This is a genomic window from Tessaracoccus lubricantis (assembly GCF_039544535.1).
Lineage (GTDB): Bacteria > Actinomycetota > Actinomycetes > Propionibacteriales > Propionibacteriaceae > Arachnia > Arachnia lubricantis.
Window position 1 is genome coordinate 1 of record NZ_BAABLV010000042.1, and the last position, 22347, is coordinate 22347.

Below are 22347 nucleotides of genomic sequence, written 5' to 3' on the forward strand. Positions count from 1 at the left end.
GCGCCGAGATCTACACCAACCTCCTCGAAGGCCTCGATCAAGCCACCGCTTGACAGCGATCACCCACATAAGAGGACGCCGCCAACAAAATCTCATTGGCACGCTTCAGCTCCCGCACTTCGGCCTCGAGCGCCTTGATGCGCTGCGCCTCGCTCGTCGTGGTTCCGGGACGTTCGCCCGCGTCGATCGCGGCCTGTTTGCACCAGCCTCGCAGCGTGTCGGGATTGACCCCGACGCGCTGCCCGACGCGGATCACCGCCGCGTTCAACGACAACTCCGGATCCTCTCTCCTGGCCTCGGCAACAAGCCGCATCGCACGCTCACGAAGCTCCGGCGGGTACTTCCTCGGTGCTGGCATGGTCATCATCCTCTCGGGATTTCAGACCCTCCACCCGACCCGGGGCGATTCAGACAGGACCTCCGGCTGGCGATCATCACCTGGAGCGAACGCACCTATCACCGCCGACGCCGCCAACCACGACTCGCCCGGTTGACCCCCGTCGAATACGAGACCATCATGACCACAACGGCCCTCCAAGCCGCCTAACCCAACCTGTCACCAAAACGTGCAGCAGTCCCGGTCCATCCGACTCGCCATGGCTACAGGGCGCTGGCGGTGAGCAGAACTCGCTCGAGTGAAGCGATTCCGGCCGAGGCCGAAAACTCGGAGACATATGCTGACCGCGCACGGGCTCTCATCGCAGCTAGCTCGGCGGCGCTCAGGTCAGCAGCCATTACAAACGCTTCTTTGAGGGAATCGACGTCTTCAGCATCCGCTGCAAATCCCACTCCCAAGGAGTCAACTATCGCTCTGACGTCGCCTTGGACCGTAACAATTACCGGTGTTCCATGGGACAGGGACGCTTGTAACTTCGACGGCACGGTGCCTCGGAAGTTCGGCAGGTCTTTCAGGGAGACGACGGCAAAGTCGCACCAAGCGTAGTAGGAACTCATCTTCGCACGGGGCACACGCCCGTGGAAGGTCACGTTGGTTGCACCTAAGGAATCAGCAAGGGCCCGTATGCGCGGAAGCGCGATGCCGCTCCCGACGATGGCCAACTCTACTCCGGCGTGGGCAGCCCTGTGGGCAGCGGTGACTACGGTGTCCAAATCCTGCATGTCGCCAACGTTTCCACCGTACAGAATGCGTGCTCCCTGGGGCTGCTCCGCCGCGAGCCCGGTTGGACATGGCCCAATCGAATCCTCCTCGGCCCAGTTGTAGACCAGATGCGTCCTCGCTGGGGGACTCCCTCGTTCTAGCAATGTGGCCACCATCGTGGGCGCAATCCCGATGACCCCACCCGCGCGACTATAGACCGAAGTGAGCCACGGCTTGAGGGCCCTTTCGATCACGCGCGACGTCACACCCGTTCCAACCAAAGAGGAACCAGTTATCGAGTCAGGCCAGAGATCCTGGACATGCAGGACGTAGGGCGCACCGCCGGCAAGCCGCCATAGCCAAGGGCCCAATGCCGGCGTCATCTGAGTCGCATACACGTAGACCACGTCGGCCCACCTCGCCAACGAGCGAGCGCTGGCCGATGAGAACGCAAATGAACTGTAGTTCGCGATCCTCCTAATCGGAGTCTGCGAGTGGTCTGCAAAGAGGGGAACGCGCATGACCTGTACTCCGTCAACGGTCTCCCAGCTACGCCAGCGCTGCTTGTACCCGTCAAACAGTCGCCCTTCCGGATAATTGGGATACCCCGTCAACACCCTAATCTCGTGCCCTTTGGCTTGGAGAGCGCGGGCCGGGGTCGGGGAGATCAGGGTGTTTTCGGGAGTGTAGTACTGCGTCAGGATCAGGATCTTCACGGTGTCTGAACTCTCAGTAGCCGAGCAGGGTTGCCCACGTAGACACCGTATGGCTCAGTGTCTCGGATCACGACGGCGCCAGCGCCGACCAAAGTGTGCGGCGAAACGTGTCTGACCCCAGTCGAGACTGCCGAGGCCATCCCGAACATGGACGCCTCCCCAACGGTGATCGAGGCGCCCACGTTTGCTCCTGATGAGACGAAGCAGCTGGCGGCGAGGGACGTATGGTGGGCGACAGTTGCATGTGGACTGAGTATGGTGCCAAGAGCAAGCGAGGCATGGCTCCATACGTGGCAACCGGGATGCAGGTAGACAGCGTCTCCAATGTCCGCCCGAGGGCTGACCACCGCGTGTGGGCTGATCAGGTGCGGCGTCGTCAGGCCCCGGTGACGACATTCCATCAACCACTTGAGGCGTGTGTCGTTGTGGCCGATCGCCACGGCAACTGACGCGCCGTCGGGCAGGCGCTCAAGGGCGGCTGCAATCGGGCCGTCCACCCGTATCCCGTCGATGTCCGAGCCCACCTTTACAGGATCGTCGTCCAGCAACGCGTCCACGCTGTAACCACAGGACTCAGCGAGTTCCACGATCGTTGACGCGTAGCTACCCGCGCCGATAATGGTTAGAGGCCCATTGTCAGCGTTCATCGCCGCCCCATTTCGTACCCCGGAAGGGGGTCATGGTTGCTTCGCCCTCGGCGGAAATCCCTGTGCGATGTAGGACGGTAGTTAAGGTCTCCACAAGGATCCGTAAATCGAGCCAGGCCGATCGAGTGTCGACGTAGTGGACATCCAGTTCGAAACGTTTCTCCCACGTGAGCAGGTTCCGGCCCCGCACTTGCGCCAACCCCGTGATTCCCGGGCGAACTTCGTGTCGTCGCGCCTGCATTGGGCTGTACAGGGGAAGGTAATGGGTCCGCAGCGGGCGTGGGCCGACTAAGCTCATGTCGCCCTTTAGCACGTTCCACAGTGTGGGTAGTTCGTCCAGGCTTGTCGCCCGAATCGCCCGACCGAAGGGTGTCAGGCGCTCATCGTCGCTGACGCGGTCAATATCGGGGTGCCGCATGGATCTGAATTTCACAAGCTCGAAGACCTGGCCGTTGAGCCCTGGTCGCTCCTGGCGGAACAGAACAGGGCGTCCGTGCTTCACGAGCACCATCACGCCTACTGCCAACTGCAGAGGGGCAGTAACGACTAGGCCGACTGCGCTGGCCGCGATGTCCATGCCGCGCTTAACCGTGTCGTAGCGGCGGCGGTTGTTACGCTGCCGCACGCGTGCTGTCCAAGAACGCCGTGATGGCTTCCGCAACCCGGGCAAAACGGGAGGGGTCGAGTACCGAGCCGCTCGGGAGTGACAATCCGTCCTTGAATAGGCGCTCGCCTGTTCCATCGATGAAGGCGGTGGCTGAGGCGTAGACCGGCTGCAGGTGCATCGGCTTCCAGAGGGGTCGCGATTCGATGCTGCGGATCCCCAGCGCATCCCGAAGGTCCTCTGAAGAGAACCCGGCAGCCTCGGGATCCACCAGAATGGAGGTCAGCCAGAAGTTGTCGTGGGTCTCGCCACCGTCCGCCCCAGAAGGTTCCCCGAAGAGAGTCACACCCGGCACGTCAGTGAAGAGTTCTCGATAGGCGATGCGGTGCTGGCGCCGGCGGTCGATCATCTCGTCAAGGCGCGATAGCTGGGCCCGTCCCAGCGCCGCCAAGATGTTGGACATCCGATAGTTGTAGCCAATGTCGGTGTGCTCGTAGTGCACCACGGGCTGACGGGCCTGTGTCGCCAGGTAGCGCGTGCGCTGCGCGAACTCTTCGTCGTCCGTGAGCAGAGCGCCGCCTCCAGACGTCGTCATGATCTTGTTGCCGTTGAAGGAGATCGCTGCCGCTTCGCCGAAAGCGCCGGCGGAACGGCCGTAGCGAGTGGCGCCGAGCGACTCTGCGGCGTCGGAGAGCACCGGGACGCCGTGGGCGGCGGCGATGGCGTCGATGCGCTCGTGGTTGACCACCTTGCCCAGCAGATCGACAGGGACGACGGCCTTGACCGTGCGGCCCTCCTTCGCGAGTGTGGTGAACGCCACTTCAAGGAGATCAGGGTTCATGTTGCCGGTCTCATCGGCGTCGACGAACACTGGCTCGGCGCCGGTGTAGACGATGGCGTTGGCGGTTGCGGCGAAGGTCAGGCTCGAGGTGAGGACGAGATCGCCGCGACCGACGCCGAGGTTGAGTAGCGCCAGGTGCAGCGCCGCTGTTCCGGAGGAGAGGGCGACGGCGTACTTGCGCCCGGTGTACGCGGCGAGTTCCTCTTCAAATGCGTCCACCTCTGGTCCGAGGGGCGCCACCCAGCCGGAGCGGATGGCACGAATCAGCGCGTCCTCCTCGGCCTGGGTGACATCCGGAGAGGATAGGTAGATGCGGTCAGCCACTAAATCACCTTTTCAGAGAGGGCCGGCAACGGGTACACCGTTGGGTCTGAGTCGAGCATTTGCAGCACGCCTTCATCGCTGTCAGCGGCAAGCTCTGCGGGGTTGAGCGCAGGAACCTGCACCTCGCTGATCAAGGGGTGCTCGCTCTGGGCGCCCGCCTCCACTGTGCTGAAGAGGACCTCGTGCATCTTCTCGCCGTCGCGCAGGCCGGTGAAGTGGATCTCGATGTCCTTCTTCGACTCAGCGATCATCCGCTTCGCCACGTCGAGGATCTTGACCGGCTCGCCCATGTCCAGCACCAGGACGTCGCCAGGGAGGCCGATGGCGCCAGCCTGCATCACCAGCTCGCACGCCTCGGGGATGGTCATGAAGTAGCGGGTGACGTCCGGGTGGGTGACCGTCACCGGGCCACCCTTCTCGATCTGGCTCTGGAAGGAGATCAGCACCGAGCCGCGGGAGCCGAGCACGTTGCCGAACCGCACGGACAGGTACGGCACCTGGTACTCGTTGGCGTACCAGGCGGTGAGCCGCTCCGCGAGGCGCTTGGTGCGGCCCAGCACGCTGGTGGCCGCGGCGGCCTTGTCGGTGGAGATGTTCACGAACCGTTCCACGCCCACCGAGTAGGCGGCACGCAGCACGTTGCGGGTGCCGAGCACGTTGGTCTTCCACCCCTCGGTCGGGAAGCGCTCCAACATCGGGAGGTGCTTGAGTGCGGCCGCGTGGAACACCACGTCTGGGCGGTGCTTGCTGAAGACGCGCTCGAGGGCGTCCTCGTCGCGGATGTCGCACAGCACCATGTCCTCGGTGTCGAGGAGACCGTTGCCGTACAGGTCGAGCTGCACGCCGTGCAGGGCGGACTCGTCGCGGTCCAGCAGGATGAGTTTGGCCGGTCCGAGGCGGTGCACCTGGGCGGCGAGCTCGGAGCCGATGGAGCCGCCAGCGCCGGTGACGAGCACCACCTTGCCGGTGACGTAGTCGGCGATGGCGCTGAGGTCGGTCTTGATGGGGCGGCGACCGAGGAGGTCGGCCACGTTGAGCTGGCGCAGCGAGCCCAAGGTGACCTGGCCGCCCACCATCTCCCGCAGCGGCGGGATGATCAGCAGGTCCAGGCCGTGCTCCTCGCAGGCGGTGCTGAGGCGCTGGATGAGATCCGGGCTGGCGGCGGAGATGGCGAAGATGACGGCTTGAGCGCCCCGCTCCTTGGCCACCTTGATGATGTCCCTGCCGAGGCCGAGCACCCTGTGGTGTCGGACGCGGAGGTTGCGCTTGTCGCGGTTGTCGTCGACGAAACCGACGATGCGGTAGGGCGCATCCTCGGCGAGGTCCATGAGCGTGGCCACCTGGTGGCCGGCGTTGCCGGCGCCGTAGACCAGCGTGGGGATGGCGTTCGCCGCCGCGCTGCGGGGCCGACTCTCCACGATGGAGCGGAAGACCAGACGCGCCGTGGCCATGAAGATCAGCGCCAGGGACGGCAACGCTACTGCGGCCCGCATGGGGAAAGAGTCGGCTGCCAGGAGGAAGGTGGTGCCGTTGAGGATCGCGACACCGGCGACGGTGAAGCCCATCCTCGCGGCATCAGCGAAGCTGCCGATGCGGTTGCGCCCGAGGTACAGCTGCGAACTCAGGCCGCCGATGACCTGGAGCAGCACGGCGGCAGCGGTGTAGAAGAGCACCCACCGGGCCTGGACGGGCTCGAGCGCCGCGTCGCGCATCGACAGGAAGACGATCACCGCGAGCACCCAGGCGAGCGCATCCCACATGATCAGGATCAGGCGCCGGACAGCTGCGGGCATGCGGTACAGGAGGGCGCTCAGAGCGTTCGACCCTCTTGGCGTGTTGGTTTCATCATTGGCTGCATCCCATTCCCCCACGGGCTCACCATATACTCCGTCCGCCGAGAACTGCCAAACTGTTATGAGTGTTTGGGCCCGAAAAGCCCCTAGCTGGACAGCATCTGCTGCTATGTAGCCCCTGCCTGGCGCCCATCTGTGTGGTAGGTCAGGCGGTCACGGGCACCGGCGCCTATTCAAACGGCAGTTCGGTGGGGCCGTGGATCTCTTTCCGATCGTGGGCGCCGCGGCGTGATGTCGATCAACTGCATCCGTAGTACTGCGCCTAATCGTAGATTGCTACCGTCGCGAGGAGGTGCCGGCCGCGAGTGCCCGGCGGGGTAGTCACAGGAGCCGGGCGGCAGTCTCATCAGGGTCGAAGAAGTCCACCTCAATGTTGAACGCGACGCTGGATCCGCCCGGGATCCAGCGGACCAGACCGTCTCTGTCCGCTGCCGCCCTGCCGCGATGGTGGGCGCTTGCGGGCAGGCAGAAGCCGGCAGCCTGCTCCTCGCCCGTGTTCGAGATCCACCTGATCGCCAACGGCAGATGTTCGGTTTCGTAGCTCACGCACGCGGCCCGCCCGTCAGGCCTGGTCTGCATGAAGTGGGCCCATCCGTCGGCGTCTGGTGTCGGCCGGAGGATCGCGCAGTACTCGGGAACGATCCGGCGTTGGGGGTCGACGGAGTCTCCCTTACGCAGGTCAGAGCGGATGCCCTCCAGGTACGCGGCCGTCGCCGGCTCCTGCGCGGGGTGTGGAGCAAGCTCGAAGTGCTGATCGTCGAACGGGACCTGTTGGACGAGCTGCCCGCCCTCGAAGAGAGGCCAGTTCACGTGGCAGAGGTATGTGTAGCCGAAGGGGTTGCTGCGATGATTCGAGATCTGGATGTTGAGTTCGAGGCCCGTACCGTCCTCGCTAAGCGTGAGCGTTGGTTGGAACGTGACGTCGGCCGTATGGCTCACGCGGTGTCGGAACTGCCCGGTAACCGCGACCCATCCGTCCCCGAGAAGGAGGCGAGCGTCACTGAAGAGGCCGTTGGGCAGTTCGCCGTGGTGCGGGTGAGTGTCCTCGGGCCCGGGCGCGCCCAGGCCCGAGAGCCCGCAATGCAGGAGGAAGCCGCCGTACGTCTCCCCGAACGCGGTTGACGCCGAAGGCTCGTCGAACGTGCTGATCATCGTCAGCGGCTCGCCATCGACGGTGTAGCGCCACACCTGCTGCCCGCGGAATGGCAACACGATGAGTTCGACACGCTCGGTGACGAGCCGCAGCGCGGCTACGCCGGAGGCGTAGCGGAACGTGGACACCGCCACGCCGGGGGAGTCCAGCAGAGGCTGCTCGTGGGCCTCGAACATGGCCTCACGCAAGAGGATGCTGCGCAGCGGTGTTTCCATGACGTCTCCTTCTGGCTCAGTCTTCGTGATATCCGGGAGTGGTGTAGAACGCCATGTTCGGCTGCCGCACATCAAGGCGCCCGTACTGGGCGACGATGCCCACGTCGGAGGTGAGCCGGATGCCGTACTGGACCTCGCGGGGGAGTTCGAACCCGCCCATGTCGGTAGTCACGTTGGTGCGCAGGCACCTCACCCGCTCCGGTTCGACGTCGACGTTGAACCTGTCAGGTGCTTTGTCCGCCCAGTACAGGGCCACCTCCACCCGCGCTTCCTCCGAGTTGGGGTTGAGGATGATGATGGACTCGTGCCCCTGCGGGTCCCCGTCGCCCGGGGGTGGCAGTTCCCCGTCGGGGAAGTACCAGGTCTTCTTGCCCGCCATCACACACCCACCCGCTGTGACTGCCGCTCCCTGACAAGAGCGGGGACGTCCTTCGCCTGCATGAAGACCGCGCCCTCGGCCTTGAGGCCCTCGATGAGGATGCGCAGTTCGTCGATGGCGCCCGGACCCACGTTCTCGGTGATGAATGACTCCGGGATCACCGTGGCCTCGCCGAAGTTGTAGCTCTTCTCCATGGGCCAGAACTCCCAGGGATGGATGTAGAAGCAGAGGTAGGTGTCGATCTGCTTGCCGTCGCAGAACTGCTTGAACGCCATCGAGCGCTCCAGCATGTACCGCCCGCCCTTGGTGCGGAACAGGGGCCATTGATCTCGATCTCGCTCCAGGCCAGGGTCGTTGGACTCCATCACCATGTCGGCGAAGTTCGGGATCTGCAGGACCGAGGAATCGCCCCGCTGGGTCCAGTCCTCGAGGCTGGAAAAGTACGGCGCGAACTGCTCGCGGTGGAAGTACATGGGGTAGGTGAGATCCGCTACGTAGCCCAGTTCGTCCAGGGCCCTCACCACTGCGGTGGAGCCCCACAGCCGGGGGCAGCGGAACGAGACCGGGCGGACCCCGGTGGCCTGCTCGATCAGCTCGGTGTTGAGCCTGAGGCGGGGCAGCACCTCGTGTTCCAGGATCGGCTTGGTGCCGGGCAGGTCGAAGAGCGGGTCGCCGACGGTCTCGTGCTGAAGCGAGTGGGATCCCACCTCGTGGCCCCGGGCGAGGCACTCACGGGCCACCTCGGGATGTGCCTTCACCGAATCCCCGGTGAACAGGAAGGTGGTGGTCACGTCGGTCTCCTCGAAGAGATCCAGGAGGAGCGGCGTGCCCTTCGTCAGGCCCTCGTAATAGGGCGTGAAGCTTCCGACGTCGGTCTCCATGTCGGTGCCGATGACCACGGTGATGGGGTTCTGATTCATGTGATTGTCTTTCTGTCTTGCTTCGTTGCGCATGCTGCTCAGGTGGTTTCGCCGAGATGGAACTCGGCATCGAAGAGGTGCGTCTCGCCGCTGTAGTGGCCGTCCATGCCGTCCTGGAGGAGTTCCCAGGCCTTTTCGGCGATCTGGTCCACGCGCTGAACCATCGTGGTGATGACGGGTCGCATGAATCCGTACGTGTCGATGTGGTCGAAACAAGCGACGGCGAGGTCGCGGGGGACCGTCATTCCCCGTTGGCGGGCCATCCGGACAGTGGCATACGCCAGAACGTTGTTCTGCGCGATCACGGCAGTCGGGCGATCATCGCCCTCCATGATGGCGCCCACTTTGGCGTACCCGTCGGCGTACTGGAAGTTGGTGCGCACGATCCACTCCGGATTGAGCGCCAGGCCATTGGCCACCAGGCACCCCTCGAACCCGTCGAGACGCTCACGAGCGGAGGATTCGCCGGCCGGCCCCACCACGGTTGCGATCCGGCGGTGGCCACGGTCGATGAGGTGCTGCGTCAGGCTGTAGGAGGACCCCACGTTGTCGGCACCCACGAAGTTGCAGCCGAAGTCCCCCTTCGGCAGGTTGTCAACGAAGACGATCTGCTGCAGGAGCGATTCGGGCAGCGACGAATATACGTCGGCCCCTGCGGTGGCGACTACCAGCCCGCCCACAGTCGACGAGCGGAGATGCGTGACGAAGGCCTCCTCGCGTGCCGCGTCCTCACCAATGTTGAACAGGATCGGGGTGTACCCGGCGTGGCTCACCAACCGGTCGATGGACTTGAAGAGGAGGGCGTAGAACTCGTTGCTGATGTCTGGTACCACTACGCCAAGTGAGTTCACCCGCTGCATTTTCAGGGCCTGGGCCATCTGATTCGGCAAGTAGTGAATCTTGCCCGCATAGGCCAGGACCTTCTCGCGAGTCTCTTCGCTCACCCTCCCCTTGCCGTTCAGGACCCGCGAGATGGTGGACTCGCTGACGCCGAGTTCGTTGGCTATGTCTCTCAGAGTGGGCATCTCTCACCGCCTTGGTAATGCACCTGCTGCTCTACTTGCGCTTGGAGTTCACGTCGATGAGCACCACCGTAATGAGGATGAGGCCCTTGACGATCCACTGGAAATAGGTGTTCACGCCGATGAGCACCATCGCGTTGGAGATGACACCGATGAGGAAGGCGCCCAACACAACTCCGAGGACGTTTCCGCGGCCGCCGAATAGCGAGGTTCCACCGAGGACGACGACGGTCATTACCTCGAAGAGCATCGCGTCGCCCAGCGTGGCGGAGCCCGACATTGTGCGGGCCGTCAGGCCGATGCTGCCCAGCGTGGCCAGGAACGAACAGATGATGAAGGCCACCATGCCGATGAACTTCACGTTGATCCCCGACAGCCGCGCCGCGTCTGCGTTACCGCCAACCGCGTAGAAGCTCCGCCCCAGCTCGGTGTGCTGCGTGAAGACGTAGCATGCCGCCGTGACCAGCACCATCAGGTAGACGGGCACAGGCACCGAGAACAGGTACCCCATGCCCAGATAGTTGAGCCAGCTCGGCAGACCACTGATGGGAAGCCCGCGCGAGTACAGGAACGCGATGCCCGTCAGAACGTTCATGGTGACGAGCGTTGCAATGAAGGAGGGAACCTTGCCGTAAATCACGAACAGCCCGTTCACCATCCCCAGGACGATCGAACTCAGCATGACCATGAGGAGCGCCACCCAGATGCTGAGCCCCTGGTTCGCGACGAGACCGGCCAGGAGAACCGATTGGAGCCCGATGGCCGAGCCGATCGACAGATCCAGGTGACCGATGAGGATGACGAAGAACTGCCCCAACGCCACGATCGACAGGAACGAGATCTGGCGCGCGATGTTCATGAGGTTGCCGAGTTCCAGGAACCGGTCGATGGTCACGGAGCAGATGGCGAACAACGCCAGGAAGAGGAAGAGGATCATCCACTCGTTGACGAAGGCCCTCACGCCTCCAGAGAAGCGGGTGCTCTTCGCGGCGTAGGTTGCGGTTGCGGTAGTCATCTCTCTGCTCCCAACAGACTGGTCATTACTTCAGATTGGTTCAACCGGTCTCCTTCGAAGGAGTCACGGATCCGCCCTTCGTAGAGGACGTATATGCGGTGCGATAAGCCGAGCAGTTCCTCAATCTCGGGCGAGACGAGGATCACCGACTTTCCCTCGGCGGTGAGAGCCGCGATGAGTCTGTAGATCTCGCTCTTCGCCCCCACATCAATTCCCCGGGTGGGCTCATCCATCAGGAAGATCTCTGTGTCGGCGATCAGCCACTTCCCGATGACGATCTTCTGTTGGTTTCCCCCGGACAACTTTGTCGTGGGCTGCCATAGGTTGGAGTAGCGGAGCTGAAGCGACTCCAAGGTGTCGTAGGACTTTCGCAGCTCAGCCTCGTCGTCCATGAACACACCCCACTTCTTGAACTTGCGCATCGAAGGAAGGGTGGCATTCTTCCTGACATCCAGCGCGCTGTTCAGGCCCAGGCGCTTGCGTTCGTCAGGGATGAGGCCAAGCCCATGCTGGATGGCTTTGCGCGGGGACGTCATGGAGACCGCTTCGCCGTTGACACGGATGGTGCCCTTCTTGACCTTGTAGTCTCCGAAAATCGCCAGCAGCAACTCGGACTTACCGGCTCCCACAAGGCCGGCAATGCCCACAACCTCGCCCCGGCGCACTTCCAGATCCACGTCGAAGAACGCGTCGCTGGTGAGCCCTTCCACCTGCAACACCACGTCGTCGTCCGGGGGGTTGAGGGTGGGGTAGACCTGGCTTAATTCGCGCCCCGCGATCAGTTCGACGAGCTTGGGCTTCGTCAACTCGGTCACGTCCCCGGTCCTGATGTGGCGGCCGTCCATCAGCACCGTGTAGCGATCACAGACGCTGAAGATCTCATCCAAACGGTGGGAGATGTAGATGATGCCCTTGCCGTCTCGTTTGAGGAGCTCGACGATGCGGAAGATGTTCTCGATGTCGTTCTCGGGCAGCACGGCGGTCAGCTCGTCCAGGATGATCACCAGGGCTTCCTGGGACAGCGCCCTCGCCAACTGCACGAGTTGTTTCTCGGCGGTGCGGAGGTACTTGACCGGCACGTCGAGGTGGATGTCGACGCCCAGGTAGGTGAGCAGTTCAGCCGCGCGGGCACGCTGGGCGCGTCGGTCGATGAACGGCCCACGCTTCGAGTAGTTGCCGACGTAGATGTTCTCCAGCGCGGTCATCTCCTCCATCAGTTGGAACTCCTGATGGACCACGGCGATCCCGAGGGCCTGCGAGTCCCGCACGTCATAGTGCTTCGGGACCCTCTGGCCTCCCACGAACAGCTCGCCCGAGGTGAGGGTGTTCTCGCCGATGATGCACTTGGCCAGGGTGGACTTACCCGCGCCGTTCTCGCCCACCAGCGCGTGGCATTCGCCGGGGCGCAGGTCGAACGAGACGCCGTCGAGGGCCAGTACCCCGGGAAACTCCATGCGGGCGTTGCGGATCTCGACCAGTGGCGTGGTGGTGATCTCCTGGGGTGTCACTTCCTGTGCGACCGCGCTCATGATGCGTCCTTGTCTGAGAGCCAGAGCCACCCCAGCGCTTCGATGCCGGAGCAGATGATGTCGTTGTCCGTGTCCTCCGGGTGACGCAGGTTGTGGATCAGCCGCTTCATCTCGTGATACGGCATCATGCAACTGCGGACCCCGGTCCATCCCACCGGCATGAGGTCGAAGAACATCTCTTTGGCGATGTCGAAATCGCGCTCGTTGAGATGGAGCACCTCGTCCAGGAGAAGGTCTCTCTTCTCGGGCTCGCGCTCGCGTTCGTAGGCCAACGCCGCCAGGACGAGGTCATAGATGACCCGGTTGCGACGCTCGGCGTTCTCCAGGCGATCGAAGTGCTTCGACCACACCTTCAGGCGCGGGTTAACCTGCAGCTCGGCCCGGATCGCCCGGATCTCGGTCAAGAGCGGCTCGTGGTTGGCGACGGCCTGCTCGATGCGGGGGATGTCCGCGTCGGTCATCTTGTTCGACTGGAACGGGAACGGCGTCGTGTAGAGGGGGATCTGGCTCTCGTGGATGGTGAGAATCTCCCGCATCACCCGTAGCACGCGGGCACCTAGAGCCGGGCCGAAGGTAGTGGTGCCCACGCGGGCGAAGAACTCGTCCTGTTCCAGCCGTGAGCCCCAACCGTAGTTGCCGTGCGCGAAGAGATGCAGGAACAGGCCGAACCATTCGAAGATGTAGCCGTTGATGCCGTGGACGTCCGCTTCCACGCTGCCGATGTGCTGCTCGATGTCTCGTTCGATGACCTGGACGTTGGGCTCATCCCCGTAGCGGATCATGTTGGACTCGAAGGTGCGGTACAGGCGGCCCATCGTCGAGGTGATGGAGTTGGACTCCGTGTCTCGCGCCCAGATCCGGTGCTTGCCGAACGCCTTGACCCACTTCTGGAACTCCGTCGGGGGCACGTAGAGCGCAGGGGCCCAGAACAGCACGATGTCGTCCGGCAGGGCATCGGCGGTGGCCTGGAGCCACGCGGGGTCCTTCTCGAGGGGTGGCTGGCGGAAGGCCCGGATCCCGATGATGATGTCCGGGTTGACCTGTCGCACCTCCTCCCGGATCTTCATCAGCAGCTCCAGGTTCGCCTGGTGCTTCGCTTCGCCGGGCGTGTCCGCGTGCTGCCCCCACCGCTCGGTGCACCGTTCGCAGGTGCAGAACCAGAAGCCCTCCTCGCTCTCCTCCAAGGTGTAGCCGTCGAAGCCGAGTTCGGCGATGCGGCGCATCGCGGTGAGGATGTAGTTGACGGACTCCTTGTCCGAGAGGCATACCGAGTCGAAGTCGTTCAGGAAGTCGCTGCCGGCCGGGGGGATCATCCGCTTCTCGGGGTGCGCGATGGTCCACCCGCCGTTGTAGGAGTTGAGGCCCACGTAGGCCATGATCTTCACGCCCATGCGGTGGGCGAGTTCGATGAAGCGTGGCAGGTAGTTGTCGGCAACGTTGGGGTGGGAGTACTTGACCTTGATGAAGCGCCCGTTCTCCTGGTTCCACACCTCGACGGGGATGTCGGTGAACGAGGTTTCGGGATACTCAGGGAACTCGAAGGGCCAATAGCCGTACATCACCATGTTCAGCTGGTTGATCTTCTGATCGACGCACTGATGCAGGAACAACTCCCATTCGTCGTAGCCCCACAGCTGCATGTCGAACCCGATCCGTCCGTACCCGGCGTACCAGCTGAAGGTGGGTGCGACCGCGCGCACGGGGATGGAGGGGTAATCGACCATGAGGCAGGTGGGCAGCGAGAGGGTGCCGGGCGGGTTGTCACCGTGCACCTCGCGCTCGGCGAGGAGCTGCTTCAGTGAGGTGAGGCCATTGATCAGTCCGTCTCTTGCCTGGGCCGAGAGCCTGACTCCGTCGTCCCGGATGTCCAGAACGTAACCCTGCTCCGCGAACATCTCCGGCTTGGCCAGGTTCACTGCCGCGTCCTCGATACTGCCTTGGTGCACGTGCACGGGGAACGCGTCAGGGGCGTCGGCGAAGATGCCCGGGTAGTTGTGGAAGCGGAGCACCGCGAGATCCCGGACCTCGTCGGGCGTCAGCGCGTCCACATCGTCGGCCGTCAGCCGCAGATGGGTGAAAGCTCGCGTGGAACCGTCGTGGTGAATGAGGTGTTTGGGCTCGGGCAGGATGCTGATCATGGCGGGAAACCTTTCATGGATGGGAGGGTGGCGGGCGGGATTCGCGGGAATCCCGCCCGCCCACACGGCGGCCGGTCAGCCCAGCCAGCTCCAGTTCTGCCAGTCGTAGTCGGCGACGTTGGCCGGCGTGATGGCCTCAGGCTTGGGGAGGTCGTACTGCTCGGGCATCTCTTCGCCCTCGGCCATGGACTTCCACAGGGCGTCCATCGCGGTGTAGCCCAGCACGACGGGATCCTGGAGAACCTCCCCGATCCACGACTCGTTGCCGTCCTGGATGTACTGGAGGACTTCCTTATCGCCCGCGATACCCACGAACTTGATCTCGGCTGCCCGGTTCGCGCCAACGGCAGCGTTGTAAGCACCGATGACCTCTGCGTCGTTGTGGCCGGCCACCAGGTCAATGACAGGCTCGCGCTGCAGGACGTTCTCCATGAGGCTCTGCGCAGAGTTGCGGTCGCCACCGCCGGTGTCGCCTTCCTCGATGATCTTGGCGTCCGGGAAGGCCTCGAGAACCACCTTGCTGAAGCCCTCGAAGCGGTCGATGCTGACCTCGCCGGAGGTGGGGACGGAGATGTAGACGATGGTCGGGTCCTTCTTGCCGGCGCTCTCGAAGTAGTCGACGGCGACCTGGCCTGCCGTTTCGCCCAGCGCCACCATGTCGTGGCCCACGAAGGTGTTCCAGACGGCGTCTGCCGGGTCGTCGGGCTGCTGCGGGTAGTCACCCACCACGAACTGGGTGCCGTTGCGCTTGTGCAGATCGACCATGGTGGGGATGATGGCGCGGGAGTCGGTGGGGAAGACGACGATGCCCTTGGCGCCTGCGGCAACGAGATTCTCCAGGTTGGAGATGTTGGTCTGGATGTCCTGCTGGCTGTCTTCGAACTGGAAACGGACCTTCGCCTCGGGGTTCTCCTCGGCCCACTTCTCCATGCCTTCCTGAGCGCCCAGGAACCAGGCGTACTGGAGGGTGAAGATGCTGCCGCCGATGAGGGTCTCGTCCTCGCCGAAGACGTGCCCGTCCGAGCCTGCTGCCTCGGTGGTGCTGGTCGTCGTGCCGTTGGCGGGTTCGGTGGCCGTGGGGTCGCTTGTCGCGTTTCCGCAGGCCGTGAGGGTTAGGGCTCCAGCGGCCAGCATGGCCACTGCTGCAGACTTGAGTCGCATAACTGCTCCATTCATGAAATGGGTGGCGGGTCGGCTTCGGACCAACCCAGAGGGAGTGGCCGTGGAAGGTGCTCCCACGGTCTGGGTGCGACAGGAGGTTTCCGGTCGGGGAACGATCGGACCGCCGTCGTTGGCAGGCTTCCTCGTCCGTTACGTGCGGTCCTTGCGGACCTGGCTAGGTGCCCTTCGATGTGTCGGGCGTTGTGCCTTGCGGTGCTGCATTGCTCTGCAAGGAGCTTGGGTGGTGCACCTTCTCAGATGCGGGCGATGGGGCTGGTGTGCGGCCTGGGGGAGGGCGGCCGCACACCAGCGGGCTCAGATACCGACTTCGTAGATCGTGCCGATCTGGTTGGCGAGGAAGTCCACTCCGCCCTCACGGACCACGACCGGCTTCTCCCAGCGAACGCCGAAGTTGGATCCGATGCCGAACGTGTCGAGCTGGAAGGTCATGTTGGGCTTCAGGGTGTACTCGGAGCTGGTCTCCATCCACGGTGCCTCTACCTCGGTGAGGCCGAGGCCGTGAGCAGGGCCGTAGACGTAGGCGTCCTTACGGCCGGCGTCCAGGAACTTCTGCTCGTAGTCGCGGGCGATCTCGCCGGCGACGCGGCCGGCCGCGAACTCACGCTCCGTCCACATGTGCATCTCGAGGATGAAGTCCACGATGTCCTTCTTCTCGCCCTTGAGCGGGCCGAGGGAGACGGGCAGCCCGATGGCGGGGCTGTAACCATCCACCGCGGCAGACAGGTTGAGCTGGATGATGTCGCCCGGCTTGAGGACCCGATAGCCGGAGCGGGAGATAGCGTGCTTGGTGCTCTCCTCGGCGAAGCAGTACTGGGGGAGACCCTCGTACTCCGCACCGTTCTCGTACATCGACTTCTGCGCCACGCCGACGAGTTGGAGCTCGGTCATTCCCGGGCGGATGGCGGCGATGACGTCTTGGACGGCGAGATCGGTGATGCGGCCGGCCTCCCTGAGACAGGCCACCTCCGCGTCGGACTTGACCGAACGTAGCTCAACCATGATGTCGCGGGCGTCGACGAGTTCCGCACCGGGGAAGTTGCTCTGGAGGGAGTTCCAGACCACCACGTTGGTGTCGAGAATCGAGCACACGCCGATCCGCAGCTGCTGGCCACTGATGCCGAGGTGGCCGAAGACGTCCTGGAACGTCTGGAGGCTGAGGTGCGGATAGGCGGGGTCTGCGGCTTCGCGGTACTCCGCCAAGACGAAGATGTCCTGGATCGCGGCGGTGTCCTTGGCGAAGATGTCCGACTCGGGGCCCACGAGGAGCGCGGTCTTGCCATCAGGGTTGATGGCGACGCCGGCGCGCTCGAAGACCGGCCAAAAACCACTGAAGTACCGGGCGTTGGCGTAATCGGCCTCGTTTCCGTAGAGGAGCAAGGCATCCAGGTTCCGCTCTCGCATCAACTCTCCGGCACGCTTGGCCCGATCAGCGTATTCGCTGGCTGGGATCCGGATTCTTTCCACGACGTGATCTCCTTTGATTCGTCCGACTTGGGACAACTTCGTCCAGTTGCACAAACGTTTGCGCAACGTCGTGACGCCAACTTTAGGACGCGTCTGCGGGGTTGTCAACCACTTTGAGCAAACGATTGTCCCGCAGGGCAAATTGGCTTCGCCGCGAGGCGCTCTGAGGAGCCGGGTGTCTACTCGAAGGGCAGTTCGGTGGTGCCGTGGATCTCTTCCCAGTCGTCGAGGAAGCGGTCCACCGCGGTGATGATGTCGGGTGCGGACAGCGCCTGCTGCAACAGTTGCGGCGACAGCGTCACCGCGTCGGCGCCGCTCTGGAGTGCATGCGAGACCTGAGCGATGTTCTTGAAGCTAGCGGCCATGATCTTGCTGGGGGCGTCGAAGCGCTTGATGAAGCCGGCGAGGGCCTCGATGGTCTCGCGGGTGTTGATGTCGATCGACTGCATCCGGTTGTAGTACGGGGCCAGGTAGTCGACACCCGAAGCGATGGCCAGGAAGCCCTGCGTCTTGGAGTAGATCGCCGTGGCGGTCACCTTGACGCCTTCGCTCTTGAGGATGCGCATGGCGTGCAGGCCGGCCTCGGTGAGGGGGATCTTGGGGTAGACGTTGGCGTCGATCTTGTCCAGCAGGCGGTGGGCCTCGTCCACCATCCCTTGGGTCTCCTTGGACAGCACCTGGACGTGGAGGGTGCGGTTGGGGCCGATGATCGAGCGGATCTGGCGGAAGTGCGCGTAGAAATCGATCTTGCCCTCGGCCTTGAGGATCGACGGGTTGGTGGTCACTCCGGTGACAGGGTAGATCGGCGTGAGCCGCTCGATGTCGTCCAGGTTGGCCGTGTCGAACAGGATGTCCATGACTGTGCCTTTCGGGTGAGGGGTGCCCCTGGTGATATCCAACCACGCGGCTAGGTGTTTCGCGGGTGAGCGGCCGTTGGGCAGATGCCCAATTTGGGGCCCTATCCTGTGTCGATGCACCGACTCTCAGCGCAGGACCTGCGCCGTAGCCGCACCTATCTGTGGGCCTGGTGGGCGGGCTGGTTCGTGCTCGCCATCCTCTGCGGCCTCGCGCTGGGCGCCATGCAGCTGGGCGACGACGTGGTGCGCCAACCGCTCGGCTCCACCGGTTACGTGCTGATGGGGCTGTTCCCAGCCTGGCTCGGCACGGTGGTCACGCTCCACTGGGCGCCGCGGCTGACGTTCGCCTTCGGCGCCCTGCTCGGCGTCCTGTTCGAGGCCGCACCTGTGCACTACGACGTGCGCGGCCTCGGCTGGGCGGCCGCAGTGTTCGCCGTCGCGGGGCTCGTTTGGTTCCTCTGGCGCGACTCCCGCAGCACGCCCCACGGCCCCCACGTGGTGCCGGCCAACGGGACGCAATGGGAGGGCTCGTGGGCGGCCGACGACGCCCGGATCGACGCGAAGGTCGGCGCCCTCGTCGCCGGCGCGTTCGCGCTGCTCACCCTGATCGGGTTGGGCGTGCACCACTTCATGCTCAGCGACGTCGCCGCCTTCGAGGCCCGGGCCGAGCTGGCGGCGGGCACCGTCGTGGAGCTGATCGAGGACCCGTACGAGATGGTGGTGGAGGTTGGCGGGCAGGAGTTCACGTTCGAGCGGTTCTACACCGACGAGGAGCAGGACGAGCCCCAGCCGGGCGAGGCCATCGAGGTGCTGATCGACGGCGACCGGGCGACGCCGCTGGGCCAGGGGCAGGGGAACCCGGCGTTCGTGCTGGGGATCACCGCCGTCGCGCCGCTGCTGGGCGCGGCCATCGCCCTGCGGCTGGGCACGCGTCGGTCGCGGCGTCGCGCCCTGCTCGAGCGGGGCGGGCCTTCTGCGACGGTGCGGCTGTTGTGGCTCGAGGAGTTCGACGCGCTCGCTTTGCCGGTGGATGACACCGTGCCCACGCTGCGGCTGATCAACTTCACCGGGTTGCGGGAGCTGGACCCGGGGGAGGAGGACGTGGAAGAGGAGGACCGTCCTTCGACACACCCCGCGGATGATGGGCCCGCGTCCGACGACGACGATGGCCCAGAACTACCGGTCGGGGCGTTCGAGATCGCGCAGTTCATCCGGGAGCAGGAGGCCGAGGAGTTCGACGACGAGTTCACGGCCGAGGAGCGGGCCAACCTCGAGGCCTTCCTCGGGCCGCGGAGCGCGGCCAACGGCGAGCCGTTCATCCTCGTGGGCAACTGGGCGCAGGGCTCCACCGTCGCCCTGCTGCGCGAGAGCGGCGAGGTCTGGTTCGCGGAGGTCGCGGCCGGGCGGCCGGTCACGGATCGCCGGGCCGTCGTCGAGGCCGGCGTGCCGTCGGTTAAGCATCGGGCCGTCGACCGCACCATGCGGGCGCTGCCCGTCTGGGCGCACCGGAACGCCGGTTGGCTGCGCTGGGCGTTGGCGTGCGGGGCGGGGCTGGTGGCCGTCCTGGCGTTGGCGCTGTTCCTCTGGGGCGAGCCCGTGGAGTGGCCGGTGGTGTTCCTGGTGCTGATGGCCGCGTCGGCGCCGTGGTCGGCCATCTCGTGGTCGGAGGGCCGGATCTCGGCCGCACCCGCGGGCCTGCGGACCCACGGGGCGTTCCTGGACGAGGTCTACGGGCGGGACCGGGCCACCGTCGTGGTGCCGGTGGACCAGTCCGTGGCGGTGCGGTTCGAGCGGCCGGACGAACTCATCAACCTGGGGGTCGACGTGGTGGCGCCGGGGGAGGCCCTCACCGCAGAGCAGGCGGCGGAGCGGGTGAGGCTGATGATCTTCCAGTCGCCGGGCTCCGGCCGGAGCTACCGGGCGCCGTCGCCCGGGTTGGCTGCCGGGGTGGGAGTGGTGCTGGTGTCGTTGTGGTTGATCTGGCCGCTGGTCGGCTGAATGGGAAAGGACACGGAGCGTTTGCCACAGTCAACGTCACCTGATGGGTGCAGGCGGTAGCGGCGGAGCCCGAGATCGCGCCGAGACCCACCCCTGGAGGGGTGGCCAGGTCAATGGGCGAAAAGGTGTTCTGGACGATCGGTGACCCCCCTGATGCGAAGGCTCGAAAGGGCGCGTATAGTGGCGGTATCGAAAGCGATTCGTAACCCCAACGAAAGCGATGTGATCGACAGTGACCGTCGAACGCGCAGGCCGCGAGAGCGAGATCATGTCGCGCCTCAGCGATGACGGCGCGCTCACGGTGTCCTCCCTCGCGGCGGATCTGGGGGTGTCGGAAGTCACCATCCGAGGCGACCTCCGGGCGCTGGAGCAGCAGGGGATGCTCGTGCGCACCCGCGGCGGGGCCAGGCCCACCACGCTCAAATCGATCCTCCAGCGCGAACAGCTCAACGTCGAGACCAAGACGCGCATCGCCGCGGCCGCGGCCGCCATGATCCGCGACGACGACGCCGTCATGATCGAGGCCGGCACCACGTGCGCCATGGTGGTGCGCAACCTCAGTGCCCGACGCGGCGTCCAGGTGGTCACCAACTCGGCGCTCGTCTTCAACAACGCGCGCATCAACGCCAACGTCAACGTCATCCTCACCGGAGGCGTCTTCCGCCGCGAGTCCGAGTCGTTCGTCGGCCCGCTCGCCGAGCGCGCGATCGGAGAGTTCAACGCCCGCATCGCGTTCCTCGGCACCGACGGGTTCTCCCCGGAGCGCGGCCTCACCACCCGGTTCGTCGAGGGCGCACAGGTGGCCTCCACCATGCGCGACCGCGCCGAAGAGACCTGGCTCGTGGCGGACTCCACGAAGTTCGGCCAGGCCGGGTTCGTCAGTTTTCTGCCCCTGCGCGGCATCACCGGGATCATCACGGATTCCGGCCTGCCCGACGGGGCGTTGGAAGCGCTGCAAGAGCACACACAGGTGTGCGTCGTCTAACAAAGAAGGAAACCGCAATGGCAACCGTTGTAGTCATGCCGCAACTCGGCAACAGCGTCGAGTCGTGCTTGATCATTTCCTGGCAGGTCAAGGTCGGCGACGAGGTCGCTGTCGACGGCGTGCTGTGTGAGGTCGAGACAGACAAGGCCTCCATGGAGGTACCGTCCACCGAGGCCGGCACCGTCCTGGCCATCCTCTGGGACGAGGGCGACGACGTCCCCGTCAAGGAGCCGCTGGTGGTCGTCGGCGCGGCGGGGGAAGACCCCCAGCCCGCGCTCGACGCCGCCGGCTGGAAGGGCAAGGACGGCGAAGCTGAGGAAGCTGAGTCGGCTGCTGCGCCTGTCGAGGCGCCTGCGGATGAACCTGCCACGTCGGCTCCCGCGTCCTCCGACCAGCCGCAGGCGGCTGGCTCAGGAAACGCCGGGACGAGCCCCCGGGCTCGCAACCTCGCCAGTTCCAGCAACATCGACATCAACGCCGTCCCGCAGGGCTCCGGCCCCGGCGGCCGCGTGATCGAGCGCGACGTGCAGGCCGTCCTCGCGGCCGGCGGCACCACGCTCGCCGCAGCCCGCGCGGGCGCGCTCCCCGGCCAGGGCACAGGCCTCGGCGGCCGCGTCGCCACCGCAGACCTCGGCAAGGAAGCCCCGGCCGAAGCCCCGCAGGCCGCGCCGTTCCTCACGTCCGGCGCCCGCGAGTACCCCGGCCCCTCCACCGCCACCCCGGTGAAGGGCATCCGCAAGGTCATCGCCGAGCGCATGATGCACTCGCTGGCCAGCTCCGCACAGCTCACCTACACGTCGACGGCGAAGGCCGCCGGCCTGCTGTCCCTGCGCAAGAAGCTCAAGGGCTCGCCCGAGGAACTGGGCCTCAACAAGGTCACCATCGGCGACCTCGTCGGCTTCGCCGCCGTCAAGGCCGCGGCCAAGAACACCAACCACAACGGCCACCTCGAGGACGGCGTCTTCACCACGTTCGAGAACGTGCACCTGGGCATGGCCGTCGACACCCCCCGCGGTCTCCTCGTGCCCACGGTGCGCAACGCGTCGCAGATGAGCCTGCGCGAGTTCTCCACCACCAGCAAGGACCTCGCGTTCCAGGCCATCGACGGCAAGATCAACCCCGATCTGCTCGCCGGCGCCACGTTCACGGTCTCCAACCTGGGCGGCTTCGGCATCGAGAGCTTCACCCCGCTGCTGAACGTCCCGCAGGTGGCCATCCTGGGCGTCGACGCCATCTTCCCCAGGGCCGTCATCAATGACGACGGCACCGTCGGGGCGGAACAGCGCATCGGCTTCTCGCTCACCGCGGACCACCGCGTGATCGACGGGGCGGATGCGGCCCGCTTCCTGCAGGACCTCGTGCGCTACATCGAAAACATCGACATCACGGTCCTGGGCTGAGAGGGA

Annotated in this window: 18 protein-coding genes and 2 pseudogenes; 4 read left to right on the forward strand and 16 right to left on the reverse strand. The window is 65.0% G+C overall.

Features of this window, described 5'->3' with window-relative positions; genetic code table 11:
* Positions 1-67 precede the first annotated feature (67 nt).
* A pseudogene (locus ABEA30_RS14410) lies at positions 68-367 on the reverse strand (transposase); the annotation flags it as partial.
* 42 nt (positions 368-409) lie between these two features.
* On the opposite strand from ABEA30_RS14410, the pseudogene ABEA30_RS14415 reads away from it, so the two are divergent.
* Positions 410-547 (forward strand): annotated as a pseudogene (locus ABEA30_RS14415) (IS3 family transposase); the annotation flags it as partial.
* Positions 548-600: 53 nt separating this feature from the next.
* Here the strand turns inward: ABEA30_RS14415 and ABEA30_RS14420 are convergent.
* The 15 genes from ABEA30_RS14420 to ABEA30_RS14490 all read right to left on the reverse strand — a co-directional run bounded on the left by ABEA30_RS14420 (position 601) and on the right by ABEA30_RS14490 (position 17958).
* The gene (locus ABEA30_RS14420) at positions 601-1815 is read right to left on the reverse strand and encodes a glycosyltransferase family 4 protein (RefSeq protein ID WP_345584071.1); all 1215 of its coding nucleotides are present in this window, start codon (positions 1813-1815) and stop codon (positions 601-603) included.
* Positions 1812-2462 (reverse strand): PglD-related sugar-binding protein, encoded by a 651-nt coding sequence (locus ABEA30_RS14425; RefSeq protein WP_345584073.1) that lies wholly within the window; start codon positions 2460-2462, stop codon positions 1812-1814. Before ABEA30_RS14425 ends, ABEA30_RS14420 begins: the two co-directional genes overlap by 4 nt.
* Complete coding sequence (locus ABEA30_RS14430) at positions 2452-3087, reverse strand: sugar transferase (protein WP_345584075.1); 636 nt, start codon at positions 3085-3087, stop codon at positions 2452-2454. Before ABEA30_RS14430 ends, ABEA30_RS14425 begins: the two co-directional genes overlap by 11 nt.
* The gene (locus ABEA30_RS14435) at positions 3074-4231 is read right to left on the reverse strand and encodes a DegT/DnrJ/EryC1/StrS family aminotransferase (protein ID WP_345584077.1); all 1158 of its coding nucleotides are present in this window, start codon (positions 4229-4231) and stop codon (positions 3074-3076) included. Before ABEA30_RS14435 ends, ABEA30_RS14430 begins: the two co-directional genes overlap by 14 nt.
* Positions 4231-6024, reverse strand: coding sequence for a polysaccharide biosynthesis protein (locus tag ABEA30_RS14440; protein WP_345584079.1), 1794 nt, complete (start codon positions 6022-6024; stop codon positions 4231-4233). Before ABEA30_RS14440 ends, ABEA30_RS14435 begins: the two co-directional genes overlap by 1 nt.
* A gap of 381 nt (positions 6025-6405) precedes the next feature.
* On the reverse strand, positions 6406-7452 hold the full coding sequence (locus ABEA30_RS14445; RefSeq protein WP_345584081.1) for a DUF4432 family protein: 1047 nt from the start codon (positions 7450-7452) through the stop codon (positions 6406-6408).
* Positions 7453-7468: 16 nt separating this feature from the next.
* Positions 7469-7831 carry a sensory rhodopsin transducer gene (locus tag ABEA30_RS14450; RefSeq protein ID WP_076062617.1) on the reverse strand — a complete coding sequence of 121 codons (363 nt, stop codon included), beginning with the start codon at positions 7829-7831 and terminating at the stop codon, positions 7469-7471.
* Entirely contained in the window at positions 7831-8751 is a 921-nt protein-coding gene (locus tag ABEA30_RS14455; RefSeq protein WP_345584086.1) for a polysaccharide deacetylase family protein, read from the reverse strand. The genes ABEA30_RS14450 and ABEA30_RS14455 overlap by 1 nt, the downstream gene beginning before the upstream one ends.
* A 38-nt stretch (positions 8752-8789) precedes the next feature.
* Entirely contained in the window at positions 8790-9776 is a 987-nt protein-coding gene (locus ABEA30_RS14460; protein WP_345584088.1) for a LacI family DNA-binding transcriptional regulator, read from the reverse strand.
* Between the two features lie 31 nt (positions 9777-9807).
* On the reverse strand, positions 9808-10788 hold the full coding sequence (locus tag ABEA30_RS14465; RefSeq protein ID WP_076062622.1) for an ABC transporter permease: 981 nt from the start codon (positions 10786-10788) through the stop codon (positions 9808-9810).
* Positions 10785-12317: a sugar ABC transporter ATP-binding protein gene (locus ABEA30_RS14470; RefSeq protein WP_345584091.1), complete on the reverse strand. Its 1533-nt coding sequence runs from the start codon at positions 12315-12317 to the stop codon at positions 10785-10787. The genes ABEA30_RS14465 and ABEA30_RS14470 overlap by 4 nt, the downstream gene beginning before the upstream one ends.
* Positions 12314-14455: a glycoside hydrolase family 20 zincin-like fold domain-containing protein gene (locus ABEA30_RS14475; RefSeq protein WP_345584093.1), complete on the reverse strand. Its 2142-nt coding sequence runs from the start codon at positions 14453-14455 to the stop codon at positions 12314-12316. The genes ABEA30_RS14470 and ABEA30_RS14475 overlap by 4 nt, the downstream gene beginning before the upstream one ends.
* Positions 14456-14530: 75 nt before the next feature.
* Positions 14531-15616 carry a sugar ABC transporter substrate-binding protein gene (locus tag ABEA30_RS14480; RefSeq protein ID WP_076062631.1) on the reverse strand — a complete coding sequence of 362 codons (1086 nt, stop codon included), beginning with the start codon at positions 15614-15616 and terminating at the stop codon, positions 14531-14533.
* A 315-nt stretch (positions 15617-15931) separates the two neighbouring features.
* On the reverse strand, positions 15932-17101 hold the full coding sequence (locus tag ABEA30_RS14485; RefSeq protein WP_256437887.1) for a M24 family metallopeptidase: 1170 nt from the start codon (positions 17099-17101) through the stop codon (positions 15932-15934).
* 179 nt (positions 17102-17280) lie between these two features.
* Positions 17281-17958, reverse strand: a complete 678-nt coding sequence (locus ABEA30_RS14490; protein ID WP_345584098.1) for a fructose-6-phosphate aldolase — start codon at positions 17956-17958, stop codon at positions 17281-17283.
* A 114-nt stretch (positions 17959-18072) separates the two neighbouring features.
* On the opposite strand from ABEA30_RS14490, the gene ABEA30_RS14495 reads away from it, so the two are divergent.
* From ABEA30_RS14495 to ABEA30_RS14505, 3 genes are all read left to right on the forward strand, one after another.
* Positions 18073-19956 (forward strand): hypothetical protein, encoded by a 1884-nt coding sequence (locus ABEA30_RS14495; RefSeq protein ID WP_345584099.1) that lies wholly within the window; start codon positions 18073-18075, stop codon positions 19954-19956.
* Positions 19957-20188: 232 nt separating this feature from the next.
* Positions 20189-20941: a DeoR/GlpR family DNA-binding transcription regulator gene (locus ABEA30_RS14500; protein ID WP_245244082.1), complete on the forward strand. Its 753-nt coding sequence runs from the start codon at positions 20189-20191 to the stop codon at positions 20939-20941.
* Positions 20942-20958: 17 nt separating this feature from the next.
* Positions 20959-22341, forward strand: coding sequence for a dihydrolipoamide acetyltransferase family protein (locus ABEA30_RS14505; protein WP_345584102.1), 1383 nt, complete (start codon positions 20959-20961; stop codon positions 22339-22341).
* Positions 22342-22347: the final 6 nt, after the last annotated feature.

Excerpts from the sequence above, each read along its gene's own strand:
- ABEA30_RS14425 (WP_345584073.1), bottom strand. The coding sequence starts at position 2,462 with ATGAACGCTGACAATGGGCCTCTAACCATTATCGGCGCGGGTAGCTAC.
- ABEA30_RS14440 (WP_345584079.1), bottom strand. The coding sequence starts at position 6,024 with ATGCCCGCAGCTGTCCGGCGCCTGATCCTGATCATGTGGGATGCGCTC.
- ABEA30_RS14445 (WP_345584081.1), bottom strand. The coding sequence starts at position 7,452 with ATGGAAACACCGCTGCGCAGCATCCTCTTGCGTGAGGCCATGTTCGAG.
- ABEA30_RS14450 (WP_076062617.1), bottom strand. The coding sequence starts at position 7,831 with ATGGCGGGCAAGAAGACCTGGTACTTCCCCGACGGGGAACTGCCACCC.
- ABEA30_RS14455 (WP_345584086.1), bottom strand. The coding sequence starts at position 8,751 with ATGAATCAGAACCCCATCACCGTGGTCATCGGCACCGACATGGAGACC.
- ABEA30_RS14460 (WP_345584088.1), bottom strand. The coding sequence starts at position 9,776 with ATGCCCACTCTGAGAGACATAGCCAACGAACTCGGCGTCAGCGAGTCC.
- ABEA30_RS14465 (WP_076062622.1), bottom strand. The coding sequence starts at position 10,788 with ATGACTACCGCAACCGCAACCTACGCCGCGAAGAGCACCCGCTTCTCT.
- ABEA30_RS14470 (WP_345584091.1), bottom strand. The coding sequence starts at position 12,317 with ATGAGCGCGGTCGCACAGGAAGTGACACCCCAGGAGATCACCACCACG.
- ABEA30_RS14475 (WP_345584093.1), bottom strand. The coding sequence starts at position 14,455 with ATGATCAGCATCCTGCCCGAGCCCAAACACCTCATTCACCACGACGGT.
- ABEA30_RS14480 (WP_076062631.1), bottom strand. The coding sequence starts at position 15,616 with ATGCGACTCAAGTCTGCAGCAGTGGCCATGCTGGCCGCTGGAGCCCTA.
- ABEA30_RS14490 (WP_345584098.1), bottom strand. The coding sequence starts at position 17,958 with ATGGACATCCTGTTCGACACGGCCAACCTGGACGACATCGAGCGGCTC.
- ABEA30_RS14495 (WP_345584099.1), top strand. The coding sequence starts at position 18,073 with ATGCACCGACTCTCAGCGCAGGACCTGCGCCGTAGCCGCACCTATCTG.
- ABEA30_RS14505 (WP_345584102.1), top strand. The coding sequence starts at position 20,959 with ATGGCAACCGTTGTAGTCATGCCGCAACTCGGCAACAGCGTCGAGTCG.